Here is a 16,732-nt window from a genome sequence, read left to right as displayed (position 1 = left end):
TTGTAATGAATCATACTGCCTGAAACCCCAGCGGGTAAATGACACGATGCCCACTTGGAAGGGTGGTGACGTGGCACTTGACCCCGTAAACACCTGCTAGATTGTCTTCTGTCATGACGTCATCGACAGGGCCTTTCACTGCAATATGCCCTTTATCAAGAAGCATGACATCGTCTGCAAACCGTGTGACAAGATTCGGGTCATGCAGAATCATCAAGGTGGCGATGTTGTGTTTACGCGTATAACTGCGGACAAATTCAAAGATATGTATCTGGTTGGCTAGATCCAATGCTGAGGTCGGTTCGTCCAGTAACAGTACTTCCGGGTGACTGACCAATGCCAGTGCGAGGGAAACCATTTGCCGCTGTCCGCCTGAGAGCTGGCTCAACAAACGGTGGGCAAATTTCCCTAAATCCAGTGCTTGTAATACTTTATTGGCTTCGTGAAGGGCATTTTTAGGTGCACTCCAACCTCGATGATGTGTACTTTGGGCCGTTACCAAAAGCTCGAGTACAGTAAGTTGTGCAGCAGTATCCAGACCTTGTTGAGCCACATAACCGATAAGACGACTTCGGGTTGATGGGCGAAGTTTGCGGATATCCTTTCCATCAATGCTGACAGTGCCTGAATAGGGAATCAGCCCTGCCAGCGCACGGACTAGTGTCGTTTTCCCCGCACCATTTCGTCCCAGTATAGCCGTCAGCTTGCCCGGCTCGAGGTCAAAATTGATACCGTGCAGAATGATCTGACGCCCCAGCACGACGGAGCAGTTCTGAATATCAAGCAACGCCTTTCCCCTTTTTGAGGATTTGCCAGAGGAAAAAGGGAACGCCTAGTAGAGCCGTTAGCATACCGATAGGCAGCACGGCTCCCGGGATGATGGTCTGGCTGGCAATGGATGCTACGAGCATGATCAGGATGCCACAGGTTGCCGAAGCACATAGACTGAAACGTTGATCTTCGCCAACAAGTAGACGCGCAATATGTGGCGCAACCAATCCCACGAAGCCGACAACTCCCACAGTGGCTGTCACTGATCCTGCCAGCATTGCGGCCGCAAACAGGATCAGGAAGCGCGCCTTGGCTACGCGTACTCCCATGGCCCCGGCCAATTCACCAAAGCTGGCGAGGTTGGTGAGTAGCCAGATTCTGCTCAAGAGAAGCGGAACAACGATTGCCATGATGATGGCGTCAATCGTAACCTGCGTCCAACTGGTGCGCTGAACGGAACCCAGTAGCCAAAAAACCAGACTTTGTAGCTGATCCACGTTAGCTGAATACTGTGTGAAGGCCAGCAACGATGAAAAGGTAAAATGAATGGCGATCCCCACCAATGCGATGGTTTCGGGGCGCATCCCTCGATACTTGCCAATCAGGCCAATCAGTATGACAACCAGTATGGACCAGCAGAAGGCTGAAATGGACGTTGCCATCCCTAATGAAAAGCTGCCTAAGATACTCGTCATGCCACTGCCAAGTACTAATACCAATGCGGCACCGAATCCGGCAGCGGAGGAAAGCCCAAGGGTAAAGGGTTCAGCAAGTGGGTTGTTGAGGGCCAGTTGCATCATGGAGCCCGCGATAGCCAATCCAGCACCGGCGATCACTGCTGTAAGAGCAACGGGCAAGCGCAATTGCCAGATAATGACTCGGATGGCGGGAGGGCTGGTATAGGGATGCAGAAGCCCTTGAAGGACTTCTCGTAGGCTAAGTGTCTCCCCTCCAATGGCGAGGAATACAAAGAAGCCCAGGATACACCCAACCCCGAGTAACGTAAGTATAAAGATCCTGCGCTTAAGCAGGGTGCTGTATCTTTGCGTTAATGCGGTCTCATTCAAATCGATATTGAGTCCACTATTCATGTTCTTTTCTGCACATCATTTTTGAAGCTGCATGCCTAGTATGGCGTTGCCTTTGGGCAAGTCGGTAAATTGGGACAAAATCTGCTGGAAGGTTTGGTTTGGATCCAGCGATGTAAATGCATTTGGATAGATATCCTTGGCCAGATATTCAAGCCCTACAATATTCAACACACTGGAATAGAAGGGATGATAAATGCCATACACTCGTCCATTTTTAACAGTGTTAAGTTCCGCCAACCCCGGCCGCTGCATAAGTGATTGCATACGTTCGTTGATATTTTTAGGGGTTACGTTAAAGCCGAGTTCAGGCATGACGTTACTGGGTGCTCGGCCGGTCATGATAAAGACATCGGGCTGATTCGCAAGTAGTGTTTCTGGCGATACAATCCCGGAAGGAGAATGTAGGATCTGTGAACCGAGGTTTCTGGCTTTGACAGCCTGGATCAGTTTGCCCCATCCAAAGTTACCGTGGGTGAAGCAGCAGTTATTGGCGTCGTTTTGACCAGCGAGGGCTTCAACAAATACAAGTGGATGGGGAGCAGGTTGTTGGGCAATCGTCTTGTCCAATGCATGCAGGTGCTGTTGGTAAAAGTCATAATAAGCCTGTGCTTCCTTTTCCTTGCCGAATAGCTTGCCTAACAGTAATAAACTTTTGGCCGCATTCGGTACAGGATTCACAGCATTATCAACATATACCACCTTGATTCCGGCAGCGGCTAGCTGAGTCACTGCATTCGACTGTTCCAACACAGGACGGGCACGGAGTTCAGCAATCAATACCTGCGGATGGCGTGCGATGAGTTCTTCAACGTTGACTTGCCCGTTATCCCCGAAAACCATGTCGGGAATCTTGTTTGTATCCGGCCATTTCTGTGACATCAGTTGCCAGAAACCAGGCAGTTGGCGACGAATCAGATTATTCCAAACGACGATGCGGGAGAAAGGGTCGGTCCCATGAAAAAGGAGAGCAAAGTCAAAACCGACTCGACCATCCTGTAGCGCAACTCGGGTGGGAATTTTATCGAAGGTGACCGTACGGCCTGCCATATCCTTGACGGTGATCGGTGATGCCAGAGCCGTGAATGAGATGAACAGAGCAACAATACCCGTTATCAACATCATAATGCCACGATTGTACCCACTGACCTTGTTCATGGATGTTCTCCACCGTCAAATATTGCGCGCTGTTGGATGATCTCGCCCTGATAAACGATCACTCATTCATTATATAGACAGAGTTCTTGAAAATTGACTGATGCGATGATAACGATAATTACTCTTATTTACAAATAGTAGTGAGAGTCATATCCCTGCAATGAAAAAAGCTGCCTAAAAGAAGCGTATCCCCTTTAAGTGACTCTTATCGGCTGCTGGTATGGGGGGAAATTGGTGTGGGGCCCCTCTGGATCGCAAAAAGTAATGAGCTGCCCAATATGAATGCAAGTAACAAGGCAGGGAAGGGCGAGTTCACGACTGACATATAAAAGCCCGTCCAACTCCCTGCAATCATGGCGAGTGACAAACAGGAGTAGGCAATGCCCACGATAAGATTGTATCGGTCACGTGCATAGGCCTCCTGCCTTGCGCCCATCAATGCCATACTGGCGTAGGATGCCATGCCGCTAATCAAGAGAATCAGCATGCCAAAGAGGCCGACAAATAGCCGAGTATGTTGTCCTGCATGATTCACCATGATGAGTAGCAATAGCTCGGCCAGCAATATGATGGCAATCGCTAAAACAGCATGGCGCTTGAAAGAAGCTTTCTGTCTCCATTTGTAGTAGAGAATAGGGCCAACCGTCGAACCTATCCCGGAGAGGAAGCTAATGACGGCAACAGTACGGTTTTTATGTACTGTTTGATGGGATATCCACACGGGAAGATAAAAGAGATAGATATCCAGCGTGAAATAGAGTAGTCCGATAGTGAGTGGTGAATGGGCCGAAATCCTTAATATTTCTTTTAAGGAATGGTAGTGAAAGGCATGGGTTAGCAAATGCTTGATAGAACGTGTTGAAGGCGAAAAAGTAGGTTCGGGCGTTGGATTTTTGTCCGATATTGCCTGCTGTTCGTCTGCTTGACGCTTTTCTCCTGTTTGAGAGACGTACCTGCTTAGGCGATAGGCATTCAGGCTAAACAGAAAAGACAGGGATGACAGTACAATATTGGCTAGAATGATTGTTGTCAGCGAACTGCCTGCCAGGAGGCTACCCGCGGCGGAAGAGATAGCCAGCGACATAAAGGGCGTAAAGGAGAACGATAGCGTATTGAAAAAGGATGATGTGCTGGTCGAAGTGATTGAAAGCTCGCCTGAATACACTTGTTGGGAAATGCTGGTCACAATGGGTGTAATGGAGATCAGTAACAGATAGCTACACAATGTTTGTTGGGTGGTAAGCCAATGTTGTGTGGTGCTGAATGCTGCCAACACGCTGAGAAAAATATCATAGAGATTACAGGCCATGATGATGCGATAGGGATTGCGGTTTTCAATCAAACGCGCAATTAACAGCCCCATGGCGCTTAATATACCTGACACGGTGGTGAGTAGCGGAATCCACTCGGTCGATAATTCCCCCATTGAGACAAAAGAGGGAATTGCACCGTTGACCAGCGATGAACAACAGAACGAAAACGCAATGCCCAGGAACATGAGGAAATAAGGTTTTCTGAATGCGTTGTCTATAAACATACGATTCCCGGTTTGAAAATCTTGCTCGCGCGAGTGTGTCATCAATTGCGAATGGGAAATATTACTGATTCAACCCTGCTGCGTCTACTTGCCTGTTTTAGCAACAGGCCTTGTTAAATATGGTAATCAAGAGCGCGCGTTTTGGTCAGTCGTGCTATTGTTGATACATGCACGTAATTCATTAGGTAGATGAGACACACGTTTACATGCCAACCCGTGTTCCTTCATTCATTGATGGATGTATTAATGAATTGAGTAGCAGGAGAAAGGTGATTGTATCTCATGATGAATCACTCAATTGATAGCGTCAGTTGATAGCGTTGCTGTTTCAGCTCTTGAGGCTTGTTTATTTGAAGTGATTGCCCGGTTGGCTTTCAGATGGGAGCTTTGGTATGTAAGTAGGCTCTTGCACAAGGCTATGAGGATGAATAAGGCGCTGTAAATGCTGCGTTCCAATCCTATCTAACGGGATCATTAATGGAGTGCCTGTTAGTGAGTGTTTAGCAGAATGTTGCACTCGGTAATGGCAATGAAAAGCGTTTCTCTTTTTAAACTCCAAATTATATAAAACGCGGAATGACTAACATCAGAGCCGCGGAGCAGTGGGCTTTCAATATAAAGTCCATTGTCAAAATATGGATCATAGGGTTATGTCAAAATACGTTATGCATAAGGCAGGCAAGTTTGGCGGTGTGCTGGCTGTCGGGCTTTTCCTTGGAATAGGGAATCAGGCCCTCGCCGACTCCGCTTCATCCGGAGGAGACTCTGTTCCTTCCTCGTTGGGGGCAGGCAGTAGTGTTTCCGTGCCTTCAACACTCGGTGCAGGATCAGCATCCGATCAATCAGGACAGTCGGCGCAACAGTCACCTCAAGCTACTTCGGCTGCCGCCAATACACCTCAGCCGAGTGCTTCCAAATCGGCACCTTCGCGATCTGTAGCGCCAAAACCGAGGCGTTCTTCGTCAGCAGGGAACGACAATACATCCCAAAATAATAATCTCATTGGATTGAATGCTTCCCATCCGGGGCATTGGCCGGTACCGAATATTGCCGCTAATAATCCATCTCCATTGCAGGGTAATCTTCCGACCAAAAGCTTTGCGAATCAGATTCGTACGGCAGCCAATGGGCTGGTTGAAAACCTGAACAATGATAGTGTGCCTACCCTCCCGGATGTTCCCGGGCGTCCATCCCTGCGTCCTGGGGCTACAAGTAGCTCGGTAACACTTCTAGCCAATCATCTTACCGAGCTTGGATATTATTCAGGGGATGTGGAGTCTGATCAGTACAATGGCTCGCTGGTAGCTGCCGTCAAAAAATTCCAGCAGGCCCATGGTTTGGTCGCCGATGGTGTTGTTGGTCCTCAGGTAGCCGCGGCCATCAATGTGAACCCGATTCATGAAGCCAATGCGTTGCGTTTATGGGCCAAGGCCATAGATGAAGCCAACTCGGGCGCTTATGCGGCCGGTGCCAAATATTTGGTGCTGATCAATATCCCATCATATACCTTGCATCTTATTCGTGTGTCTGACGGGGTACAGGTGCTGGAGAGCCCGGTTATTGTGGGAGCAGTCAATCACCAGACGCCGATCTTCTGGACGCGTATCAACAGTCTGAAAGTGTCGCCTGACTGGGTTGCTCCATCGTCCATCAGTAAAACATACATGCGTGTACCGCCCGGCCCGAGTAATCCTCTGGGGCTATTGCGATTTACGACCAATAACGCACAGGACATCTTCCTGCATGACACGGATCACCATTGGTTGTTTGCCCGTTCTTGGCGTGCAATTTCGCACGGTTGTATCCGCGTGAAGCACTGGCCCGAATTGGCTGAAGTATTGGGTGACCTAACACCGCAGCGCTTGCAGGATGCTCTGAATAAACGCTATACACTGTATTTGCCTGTCAGGGGGCGGATTCTTGTGCGTACCATTGATTCACGTGTAGATTTGGTCAATGGCCATGCCACGGTTTGGCCTGACCCCTACAACCTCGGCAATGCAGCGATTGGTGCGCTTAGTCTCGACGGGCAATCCGAATCGGATCCGGCATCGCGTTTCTCGATGGATCCTTATCAGCCCTTGAAATCGGCGGATCGCGTGAGTAGCCAGGTAGGTGCTCCGTAACGCTGGATTATTACATCCTTGAGGGACGTTACTTCCTCAGGGGATAACATGTCGTATTTTCGAGCGCATCTAAAAAGCCGCTTTCTTTCCACGTGGGAGAGAAAGCGGCTTTCTTTTTGAGAGAATTCCTTCCCTTTTCCTGCTACAACAAAAAGGCCTTATGCACAGGTATATCTCTTATGACTGTGAATAAAGTCCTTTGGGTGAGCGTATTCGATCAATAATAAATAAAAGCACGAATAACACACATGAAGGTAATAACCACGCTAGATTCTGACTGTAGAGTGGAAAGTAGCGGGCAAGTGAAAAGGGCTGAACCATTAGATTGGCCGAATGAAGTCCATCGGCTATACCGAAAAATAGCGCCAGTAATGCCACAGGCATGACGACAAACGCATCTGAGTTAAAGTGGCGACGTATAAAATAGGCCCCGATGAGAACGATAAACATGGGGTAGATAGCGGTCAGAATAGGGACCGAAATCGTGAGTAACGTCGTCAGTCCCAGATTGGCTACGATTAATGAAAAGAGCGCCATGATGCAGGCAAACAATGCATTGGGCTTACCGGTTAAATGGCTGAGGTAGGCGGCGCACGCGCTGGTAAGGCCAATGGCCGTAATCAGGCAGGCAATCGTTAGCAATATTCCCAAGAACAGGGTGCCTGCAATGCCGAAGCTGTAATGGACATAGGCGCCTAGTACTTCAGCACCATTGTTGGCATTGGGGGCAAGGCTGGCACTGACAGTCCCCAGTCGAAACAGGCTCACATAGACAAGGATCAGCCCGCCCCCCGCGATCAGCGAAGCCAATAGCGCATAGCGAGTGATTAATCGGGGGGAATCCACCCCACGAGAGCGAATGGCATTCACGATGACCAATCCAAAAGCAAGGGCGGCCAATGTGTCCATCGTCACATACCCGTTGGTAATACCTTCCGAGAAAGGGGCTACTTGCCAAGCCCCTTTGGGGAATGAGGGTTTGCCGGCAGCAACCACAAAGGCGGTAATACCCAATATGGAAAGGGCGATGATTTTCAGTGGTGCCAGTATCTTGCCGACACTGTCCATGAGCTTGCTCGGATAGAAAGAGACCAATATGACAATCGCAAAATAGGCAAGACTCCACACCCATAAACTGTTTTCAGAGTGAGTGAAGGGCTGTACCGCAAGGTCATAGGAGACAGAAGCCGTTCGTGGAATGCCAAAAAAAGGGCCAATACATAGATAACAGACGAGCGTCAGCAATATACCGCCGGTTTTGCCCATGGGGGCTGTGATCCCCGCCATTGATCCGTTGGCGCGGGCCATGGCAACTGACGTAATGACCGGCAACCCCACCGCTGTGACCAGAAAACCCAATGCTGCGGGAATAACGGCAGTTCCTGCCTGCATACCGATAATGGGAGGGAAAATGATATTGCCCGCCCCGACGAAAAGCGCAAAGTACATGAAACCGAGAATCCAGATATCCCGGCCTTTCAACTGTTTCATTGGATAACCTACAAATAAAGTGTGCTCTTTGGGCCGTGTCGTCTCAATACGAGGACAGAGCCTGATACTGATACCGTATCCAAACAAATCTGGACGTGGGTGTCTTCCTGTAAGATTTAATATTCAGCCTGAATCAAGAATTGAGGCGTGCACAGGATCACTGAGTGCTGAAAATGATCATTGAAACAAGACAGCTGAGTTCATAATGTGGAAGGAATGGTACGGGGTAGTGTTGTATAGGCTCTTGAGCGCGGGGTATGCGGGCAAACAGAACGGGTATACAGCAGGCCATCGCTTCGGTGGCATAGTATATACGCAACCGTGGATTCATGCGATCAGGGGAAGGCTATCAGGATGATAGCACCCACTCCTTGTGATAGCGGGCTGCTATGAGAAACGGTGCGATCCACGCAAGGATGCGTTGGATACACAGAAGTATCAGCCCCCAGGCGCCACGCAGGAAGCCGTTACGCTTGCAAGGTAAAAGACGCGGGGGCCACGTTAGGATGTAAGGATTCGACGCTCACAGCGTTTAGATGAGCGATGCAATCGCCGGGTCATATTTATCGGCGACGAAGTCGATAATACGGTAATCGGCCAGCTGATGCTGTTTGAAAGGATCTTCCTCCAGAATGGCTTCCAGTTGTTCACGGCTCAATGAAGCACGAGCAAGGATCACACCGCCGTCTCTGGGGTTTTTGGCGCCCGAGGCAATAAAATGTTTCTGTGCATAGTGTTTATCAAGATAGTCCAGGTGTGCCTGTACCTGCTTCGCTACTTCTTCAACCGGTTGAGTAAACGTCAGTTCTACAACATACATACTGTGGTGCTCCCGTAAAAAACATGAGGCCTATTACCTCAAAAATGACTAATGTGGAACGTTACGTCCTTTCGCGTTGGGAACGCAAGGCATCCACGAATAAATTGAATGCCAGCGAATTGCGTCGACGATCCGGATAATAGAGATGATATCCCGGAAAAGGAGGACACCATGGTTCAAGTATTCTGACAAGCCGACCTTCCTGAATATGTGTCATGACCAGATTATCGGGAACGCAGGCCAGTCCCATGCCACGCAAGGCGGCATCCAGTATCAATTGATCATTATCCGAGACGAAATGCTGTTCCGTGCGAATATTGATGGGCCGACCGTCACGTTCGAGTTCCCACACATAAATGCCGCCTGATGACTGAAAGCGTATGTTCAGGCAACGGTGTTGGGGCAGGTCCGATGGTCGTTGCGGATAGCCGTATTTTTTAAAATAGGCCGCTGACCCCACGACGGCCATGCTGACATCCCCTGAGATGGGGACAGCAATCATGTCCTTTTCAATCTGTTCTCCTAACCTGACACCCGCGTCAAAGCGTTCCTCGACAATATTGACCAGTCTATTTTCCACTGAAAGCTCGATATTGAGGTCAGGGTACTGCTGCATGAGCTGGTCTGCCACGGGTAACAGATATTGCCGGGCAGCACTGAAGCTACTGGTAATTCTAAGATGCCCTGAAGGTTGTTGTGTGAATTCATCCAGTCGTTTCAGGCTATGGCTAATGTTCTGAAAGGCCGGTTTTATTTCATTCAGCAATCGTTGCCCCGCTTGAGTCAGCGATATATTGCGCGTGGTCCGTGTCATCAATCTTACATCAAGCTCTTCTTCCAGGCGGCGTAGAGTATGGCTGAGCGCCGATTGTGACGTTCCCAGCTGTGCAGCTGCACGGGTGAAGCTACCTGCCTCCGAGATTGCCATGAAGGCCTGCAAATCGGCAATGGTATGACGTTTCATTTGAGTATTCACGGCTAACAATGACCTTCAATGATATTTGAGTGCTTTGTTCGGATAGGGGCGATGAGCACGCTATTGGGAATCCCTTGAAAACGTTAGGAACATGTTGGACAAGAAGAAAATCCTCCTTGGTTATACCTTTATGATTAATGAATTATCAATATAAGAACGATGTTTATAAAGCTGATAATAATATGAATCGATCGGGGTTAATATTGATCCATGTCCGATTCGCGCACAAAGTGAAGGATGACAGGACGATAGCCCTTGTAATGATCTGCAGGGTGGAGATGTTTATGTGTGCTTTTAATGGCGAAGGCAGGTGCTTACCTACTTTCGCCCTATTTTGACTTCGATGAATGGAAACAGGGAGCAACATTATGAAAATGCGTCATCTGGGAGCCCGTGGACCGCAGGTATCGGCTTTAGGGTTTGGATGCATGGGGCTCAATTCAAGCTACAACAGTAGTCTGTCGAGTCAGGGCGCCATTGATCTTTTACGTCAGGCTGTGGATATCGGCGTCACTTTTTTTGATACCGCTGAAGTATACGGACCCTACAGCAATGAAGAGCTGGTTGGGGAAGCGCTGCGACCCTTTCGGGATAAGGTTGTGATCGCGACCAAGTTTGGCTTTGACATTCATGACGACAAGCCGGTTGGTGTAAATAGCCATCCTGATCACATACGGTCGGTAGTGGAAGGGTCGCTAAAACGCCTCGGGGTGGAATATATCGATCTACTGTATCAACATCGTGTTGATCCGGATGTGCCGATCGAAGAGGTGGCCGGTACGGTCAGACAACTTATAGAAGAAGGCAAGGTAAAGCATTTTGGTATGTCTGAACCTTCCGCCGAGACCTTAAGAAAAGCGCATGCGGTTCAGCCAGTGACAGCATTGCAGAATGAATATTCATTGTGGACAAGAGGGGTCGAGAGCAATGGTATTCTAGCCACATGTGAAGAACTGGGCATTGGTTTTGTGCCCTATAGCCCCTTGGGACGGGGGTTCCTGACAGGCGCACTGACAGCAGATACCTCTTTTGCCGACAATGACTTTCGCAGTAAGCTGCCACGGTTTCAGGCGGAGGCATTGAAAAAGAATCAGGCCCTTGTTGAGCTACTCCAGCGTGTAGCCACTGCAAAAGGAGGTACAGCTGCACAGGTTGCGCTGGCATGGTTGCTGGCACAGAAACCATGGATTGTTCCTATCCCCGGAACCACCAAATTGCATCGCCTTGAAGAAAATCTGGGCGCCACTCAGCTTGAATTGAGCGCAAACGAACTGGAAGAGATCGATAGTGCTGCGTCTGCCATCCAGGTTGAAGGTGAGCGGTATACACCAGAACTGATGGCAACAACGGGGCTCTGATGATTCCCTTTCCTCTAAGAACATGCGTGTAAAAAGCCGGGTTATTGCTATTATGGCCTTTTTGCCCTGTCTGAATCCGGATGGGGCATTATTATTGACGAGTCAGTACAAATATTGAGTGATTACCCATAACTGACACGCGCCGAAATCAGGCGGACGTTGAGGTTTGGTCAATAGTGAAGGTTGGTCAATATCGAAATTCGACAGGTGCTGAATAGCCAGCGTTTTGCTTGATATCGAGGATAATCAGTTAGCCTGTCAGGGATATGTTATCAATGGCATGTGGCATGTTGTTCGGCATAATACTGCCATGCATCAACACTTTTCCCATCCGGAAGATGACACAGTTGTTCTTCACCTGTTTGCATTTTTCTGACTTCAAGCTGACCTCCCTGCGTTAGGCAATAGTTAGCCGCAAGCCTGTTGGTGTTGGGATGTTCAGGAATACTATTGAATATATGGCTGGTATTGAATGATTGTGTCCGTTGTGTATCAGGTGAATGGCTAGCGCACCCTGCCAACGTAAAAACCATCAGAGTACTAGCAATACCGGCAAGTGATGTATTTTTCAATGAAGTCATGCACATTACCTTCCTATCGTCGAGGATGTACGGGGACATTCCAACAGTAATATGGATGATTATGTACCTGATGATAAAAAAGGGTGACACAAGTCACCCCTTTCAAGACATCAAACACACATTGTGGGATGTCTAAGCACTTACCTTTTGCTTCAACTTATTTCTTGTTGAACAGGCCGCCCAGCGTTTCTTTAGCAGAATTGATGGCGTCTTCGACTTTGCCTTTAGCATCCATAACGCTATCGTAAGCCTGTTCGTACTGGTTCTCACCATTGTTGGATTCTGACTGTTGGTCATTTTCCTGATTATTCTGATCATCAGCCTGATTGGTAGGCTGTTGCTGCTGATCATTTTCTGGCTGCTGATTTTCATCGCTCATGGGGAAGCTCCTTCAAGGTTATATATTGTACAGTAAATAACGGTTAAAAAGTTACTGTAGTAGTTACTATATGTGCTCTGCGTGATTCTTCAATACCCAAGACGCATTATTATGTTGCAATCAGCAATAAAAGCTTGGTCTAGTCACATATTATCGCGATTAATAAGCCGGATCCGCGAATTTTGATAGGGGGACATCATGAAGACAACAAGCCCTTGTTTTTATAAAGTGCTCCTTTCAGCTGCCTTACTATCAATCAATCTCTCCCTCAATGGCTGTACTGCTTCACCCTATGCCAACCCTGACCCTGTATTCAGTGCTCATACCGGTGTGTATTCCGTCACCGATATATCGTATAAGCGGATAATGACGCGAGCGCACCAGTATTGTCCGCAGGGTTATCAGACCATTGATATTGATCATGAGGATAGTTTTGATTGGCACATTGATATTATGTGTAAGCCCGGCAAACGTTAGGTAGTACTATGCTGCCTCTTTGAAGTTTGAGTACTACACGTGAGTATCGAATGCGTGGATATAAAAAAGGCACCAGGGTGATTAACCCTGATGCCTTTTATCTGAACACCCTCAGCAGTACCAGAGGGGAGAGGTATACTTAACGCCTCTGGTATTAATGATCAGGATGGCGTATTGCCGTTTTCCTGACGGATTTCTTCCTGCTGTTGCTTGTAGAGCTCGGGATGCTCGTAAATGAGGTTTTCACGACGCTCGGTCAGGCGTTTGATCTCGCCATCCAGATGTTCAACCTCTTCTTCCAGATTATCGTGGTAATCCGCCAGTAGTTCTTTGGCTTCGGCCTTGTCAGTAGCAGACGGTGTAGAGCCTTTCAGTGGCTTACTGGCCGTCTCTGGCGTACTCAGGATAGTGATTGCTCCGATGATGGCAGCCAGCATCAGATAGTAGGCCGGCATGTCGAGATTACCGGATGCATCTACCAACCATGCTGTTACCAAGGGTGTTGTACCACCGAACAGTGATACGGACACGTTAAAGGCTACAGCCAAAGCACCGTAGCGGATTGCTGTTGGGAACAGTGCCGGTAGTGTCGATGGCATGCTGCCTGTAAAGGTGTTAAGGATCAGCCCCATAATCACCAGGCCAAGCAGAATCAACGGTGTGCTACCGGTCTGAATAAGCATCAGGCAGGGAATTGCAAGTACGAAGGATGCAATGCACCCGGTGAGGATGACCGGTTTGCGACCGAATTTATCGCTCAAGCGACCTACAATGGGCTGCATAAACAGCATCACAACCATAACGATAAGGATCAGGAACAATCCATGATCAGCATCATAGTGCAAGTTGGCTGACAGGTAGCTGGGCATGTACGACAGCAACATGTAGTCGGTGACGTTGAACACCAGTACCAGGCCAATGCAGACCAGCAAGGGTTTCCAATGGCCTGTCACCATATTAACAAATTCGTTTTTGGGTGTTGGCTGTTGCTGTTGTTCCGCTTGCTCCGCCTGTTCCTGGAAGGCTGGAGTTTCTTCCAGTTTCATACGCAGGTACAAACCGATCAGACCAAGAGGGCCTGCAACGTAAAAAGGAATACGCCATCCCCAATCAAGCAACTGTTCATGTGTCAGCGCACTTGAGAGGACAGTCACAATGGCCGCACCGAGCAAATAGCCACTTGTGGTCCCGAATTCGAGCCAGCTACCCATAAAGCCACGTTTGCGGTCAGGCGAATACTCTGCAATAAAGGTGGCCGCACCGCCGTATTCACCACCGGTAGAGAACCCCTGAACCAGACGTGCAAGCAGCAGCAGAATGGGGGCCCAAACGCCTATGGTGCTGTAGCTGGGGATCAGGCCGATACAGAAGGTACTGATCGCCATCATGATCATGGTAATGGCCAGAATCTTTTGGCGCCCGACTTTATCGCCCAGGGGACCGAAGAACAGGCCACCTACAGGGCGGATCAGGAAAGCAACGGCAAAAGCGCCGAATGTGGCCAGAAGCTGTACTGTACCACTGCTACCCGGGAAGAAGACTTGCCCCAAAACAACGGCAATATAACTGTAAACACCGAAGTCAAACCACTCCATGGCATTACCCAGTGCAGCTGCCGCAACGGCGCGCTTCAGTGTGGCGTGGTCAATGACGGTGATGTCTTCAAGGCGCAAGCGTTTTTTGCGTCTGCGCTTCTTGAAAGGGTTGTGATGCCCTTTAATAGGCTCGCTACTACTCATGCAATGTGCTCCTTCGCAGCCCTGTTAAGATGGGTTGTTGTATATGTGCAAAACGCATCATTATAAACAAGCTGGGTAACTATTTCAGTAAATTATCAAAATAGTTGTGTTTTTACATAAAGGGAGGGAAAGCCCGATGTCAGCTTTTCTTCAATAATAGGAAAAAGAAAAGGGGTTATCCAGAGTCTGAACAATAATAATATATTTCATGTCGTTAACTCTCATATGCAGGCCGCACGGCCTTGCCCAAAGCATTGAGGTTATATTGAAATTTAAGGGGGTAATAAAAAGGGATTGTTCATCCCTAAACGACATTCCATGCGCAGTTTATAAACTGATATTACTGATGAAAAGTGATTATTGTTAATGAAGAGGAACGTGGAGTAAAACCGGGAAGAAGTATATGCCGAGACTACTTCCTGTTCAGCATGTCATGTAATGAGCTTGTGATGTTATCGAACCATACGGTAAAGGCCTACTGGATATGGACCTGATATATGACTGGCCGAACAGCCAGCCATAAAATCAGTGTTACCGTTTGAAATACCCCGTGACTTGGTCACCTTTGGCTAGCCGAGGTTATTCACGAGTAACGCTTCTACTTCGCTGACACGCGTTTCAAGTGTTTTTTCATCCGGGGCCAACACACACACATGACCTATCTTCCTTCCCGGGCGAGGGGCCTTGTTGTAATCATGCAGGCGAACACCGGGAACGGAAAGCAATGTGTTTTTGTCAGGCATGTTACCGATGATATTCAGCATGGCGCATGGGGTGAGGACCGTTGTGTCACCCAAAGGCAAGCCTGCGATAGCGCGTACGTGATTTTCGAATTGGCTGGTGCAAGCGCCTTCGATGGTCCAGTGGCCCGAGTTGTGCACGCGAGGCGCAATTTCATTGGCCAGTAGGCCTTCTTTCGTGACGAAGAACTCAAAGGCCATGACGCCTACATAATCGAGTGCGTCCAACACTTTCTCGACATTGCGTATTGCTTCTTCCTTGCGGGGATGGTTCTGACTCGGTGTTGAGCGATGTAGAATGCCCTGCCGATGTTCATTCACACAAAGTGGCCAGCTTTTTACCTCACCTTGTTGAGAGCGCACGGCGATCACGGAGACTTCGTGATCAAAATCGATGAACCCTTCCATGATGAGCGGTACGTGCCCCAGCTCTTCAAATGTACCGGGAATATCCTTTTCATCCCGCAGTACTTTTTGACCTTTCCCATCATATCCCATGGTGCGTGTTTTAAGTACGGCGGGAAGTCCAATATCCTTGGCAGCTTGCTCAAGATCACTCTGGCTATCAATTCGTGCGATGGGAGGCAAGGGAATGTTCAGCGAGGCGAAAAGTGATTTTTCATGCCACCGATCGCGAGAGGTTTCTAATGCCCTGGGTGGTGGAAAGGCAGGGCGTTTTCGAGAGATTTGTTCCAGTGCCTGAGGCGAAACATTTTCAAACTCGAAAGTGACTACATCGGCGGCACTGATCAGAGAATGAATGCCATGATCGTCATCCCATGATGATTCGATGTGCTCCCCATAAGGCGCCGCACAAGGCTGTGGAGATGGATCCAGAAAAATGAATTCCAGATTCAGGGGTTGGCCTGCCTGAGCAAGCATTTGGCCCAATTGACCGGCGCCCACAATACCAATACGCATGCCTGAATGGCTCCTTAAAGAGAGGGACGAGGGTCCTGGTCATCCAGAACGCGTTGGGTTTGTTCCTGTCGGTATTGCTGTAGAGCCTGACGAATACCTTCATCGTGAACACCTAGAATTGATGCTGAAAGCAAGGCCGCATTGATAGCTCCAGCGCGCCCGATCGCCAGTGTTGCTGTAGGGATACCGGCCGGCATCTGGACGATTGAAAGCAATGAGTCAACGCCGGAAAGAGTACTCGATTTGACAGGGACACCCAGCACAGGAAGCCATGTTTTTGCCGCACACATTCCCGGGAGATGTGCGGCTCCGCCAGCACCAGCGATAATCACCTCTATACCGCGCTCTGCCGCTGTTTCGGCATATTCGAAAAGGAGGTCTGGCGTGCGGTGGGCTGAGACCACACGGGCTTCGTAGGGAATGCCCAATGTTTCCAGTGTATCAACCGTGTGCTGCATGGTGGACCAATCTGACTTGGAACCCATGATGATACCGACTCTTGCGCTCATTATTGCTCCAGGAAAGTCTCTTTATGTCAGTAGATAACCGGTGAGGTACCTATGCGGCATA

At 48.9% G+C, this 16,732-nt stretch carries 15 protein-coding genes; 3 read left to right on the top strand and 12 right to left on the bottom strand.

Features of this window, described 5'->3' with window-relative positions; translation table 11 throughout:
- Positions 1–10: 10 nt before the first annotated feature.
- The 4 genes from LMG33818_RS12530 to LMG33818_RS12515 form a co-directional block, all read right to left on the bottom strand.
- A complete protein-coding gene (locus LMG33818_RS12530) occupies positions 11–787 on the bottom strand; it encodes an ABC transporter ATP-binding protein (protein WP_442323730.1) in 777 nt (258 codons plus the stop codon).
- Positions 780–1,862: a FecCD family ABC transporter permease gene (locus LMG33818_RS12525; protein ID WP_442323729.1), complete on the bottom strand. Its 1,083-nt coding sequence runs from the start codon at positions 1,860–1,862 to the stop codon at positions 780–782. The genes LMG33818_RS12530 and LMG33818_RS12525 overlap by 8 nt, the downstream gene beginning before the upstream one ends.
- 15 nt (positions 1,863–1,877) lie before the next feature.
- A complete protein-coding gene (locus tag LMG33818_RS12520) occupies positions 1,878–3,017 on the bottom strand; it encodes an ABC transporter substrate-binding protein (protein ID WP_442323728.1) in 1,140 nt (379 codons plus the stop codon).
- Between the two features lie 205 nt (positions 3,018–3,222).
- Entirely contained in the window at positions 3,223–4,554 is a 1,332-nt protein-coding gene (locus LMG33818_RS12515; RefSeq protein ID WP_442323727.1) for an MFS transporter, read from the bottom strand.
- A 650-nt stretch (positions 4,555–5,204) separates the two neighbouring features.
- Here LMG33818_RS12515 and LMG33818_RS12510 point away from each other — a divergent pair.
- On the top strand, positions 5,205–6,680 hold the full coding sequence (locus LMG33818_RS12510) for a L,D-transpeptidase family protein (RefSeq protein ID WP_442323726.1): 1,476 nt from the start codon (positions 5,205–5,207) through the stop codon (positions 6,678–6,680).
- 177 nt (positions 6,681–6,857) lie between these two features.
- Here the strand turns inward: LMG33818_RS12510 and brnQ are convergent, their stop codons facing one another.
- The 3 genes from brnQ to LMG33818_RS12495 form a co-directional block, all read right to left on the bottom strand.
- A complete protein-coding gene (gene brnQ, locus LMG33818_RS12505) occupies positions 6,858–8,171 on the bottom strand; it encodes a branched-chain amino acid transport system II carrier protein (RefSeq protein WP_442323725.1) in 1,314 nt (437 codons plus the stop codon).
- Between the two features lie 532 nt (positions 8,172–8,703).
- Positions 8,704–8,991, bottom strand: a complete 288-nt coding sequence (locus LMG33818_RS12500; RefSeq protein ID WP_442323724.1) for a YciI family protein — start codon at positions 8,989–8,991, stop codon at positions 8,704–8,706.
- Between the two features lie 61 nt (positions 8,992–9,052).
- Entirely contained in the window at positions 9,053–9,955 is a 903-nt protein-coding gene (locus tag LMG33818_RS12495; RefSeq protein ID WP_442323723.1) for a LysR family transcriptional regulator, read from the bottom strand.
- Positions 9,956–10,335: 380 nt separating this feature from the next.
- On the opposite strand from LMG33818_RS12495, the gene LMG33818_RS12490 reads away from it, so the two are divergent.
- Entirely contained in the window at positions 10,336–11,325 is a 990-nt protein-coding gene (locus tag LMG33818_RS12490; RefSeq protein WP_442323722.1) for an aldo/keto reductase, read from the top strand.
- A gap of 272 nt (positions 11,326–11,597) precedes the next feature.
- On the opposite strand, the gene LMG33818_RS12485 is transcribed toward LMG33818_RS12490, so the two are convergent.
- Both LMG33818_RS12485 and LMG33818_RS12480 read right to left on the bottom strand, forming a co-directional pair.
- Complete coding sequence (locus LMG33818_RS12485) at positions 11,598–11,906, bottom strand: putative hemolysin (protein ID WP_442323721.1); 309 nt, start codon at positions 11,904–11,906, stop codon at positions 11,598–11,600.
- Between the two features lie 157 nt (positions 11,907–12,063).
- On the bottom strand, positions 12,064–12,285 hold the full coding sequence (locus LMG33818_RS12480; RefSeq protein WP_442323720.1) for a hypothetical protein: 222 nt from the start codon (positions 12,283–12,285) through the stop codon (positions 12,064–12,066).
- A 198-nt stretch (positions 12,286–12,483) separates the two neighbouring features.
- Here LMG33818_RS12480 and LMG33818_RS12475 point away from each other — a divergent pair, with 198 nt between their 5' ends.
- Positions 12,484–12,762 (top strand): hypothetical protein, encoded by a 279-nt coding sequence (locus LMG33818_RS12475; RefSeq protein ID WP_442323719.1) that lies wholly within the window; start codon positions 12,484–12,486, stop codon positions 12,760–12,762.
- Positions 12,763–12,923: 161 nt separating this feature from the next.
- Here LMG33818_RS12475 and proP read toward each other — a convergent pair whose 3' ends face one another.
- From proP to purE, 3 genes are all read right to left on the bottom strand, one after another.
- Positions 12,924–14,501 (bottom strand): glycine betaine/L-proline transporter ProP, encoded by a 1,578-nt coding sequence (gene proP, locus LMG33818_RS12470; protein WP_442323718.1) that lies wholly within the window; start codon positions 14,499–14,501, stop codon positions 12,924–12,926.
- A 569-nt stretch (positions 14,502–15,070) separates the two neighbouring features.
- Positions 15,071–16,162 (bottom strand): 5-(carboxyamino)imidazole ribonucleotide synthase, encoded by a 1,092-nt coding sequence (locus LMG33818_RS12465; protein WP_442323717.1) that lies wholly within the window; start codon positions 16,160–16,162, stop codon positions 15,071–15,073.
- A 14-nt stretch (positions 16,163–16,176) separates the two neighbouring features.
- Positions 16,177–16,671 carry a 5-(carboxyamino)imidazole ribonucleotide mutase gene (purE, locus tag LMG33818_RS12460; RefSeq protein WP_442323716.1) on the bottom strand — a complete coding sequence of 165 codons (495 nt, stop codon included), beginning with the start codon at positions 16,669–16,671 and terminating at the stop codon, positions 16,177–16,179.
- Positions 16,672–16,732 lie beyond the last annotated feature (61 nt).

The sequence above is a fragment of the Cernens ardua genome (genome assembly GCF_051251085.1).
In the GTDB taxonomy this organism is placed as follows: Bacteria; Pseudomonadota; Gammaproteobacteria; order Pseudomonadales; family Halomonadaceae; genus Cernens; species Cernens ardua.
This window is presented reverse-complemented; position numbering and strand designations above follow the sequence as displayed.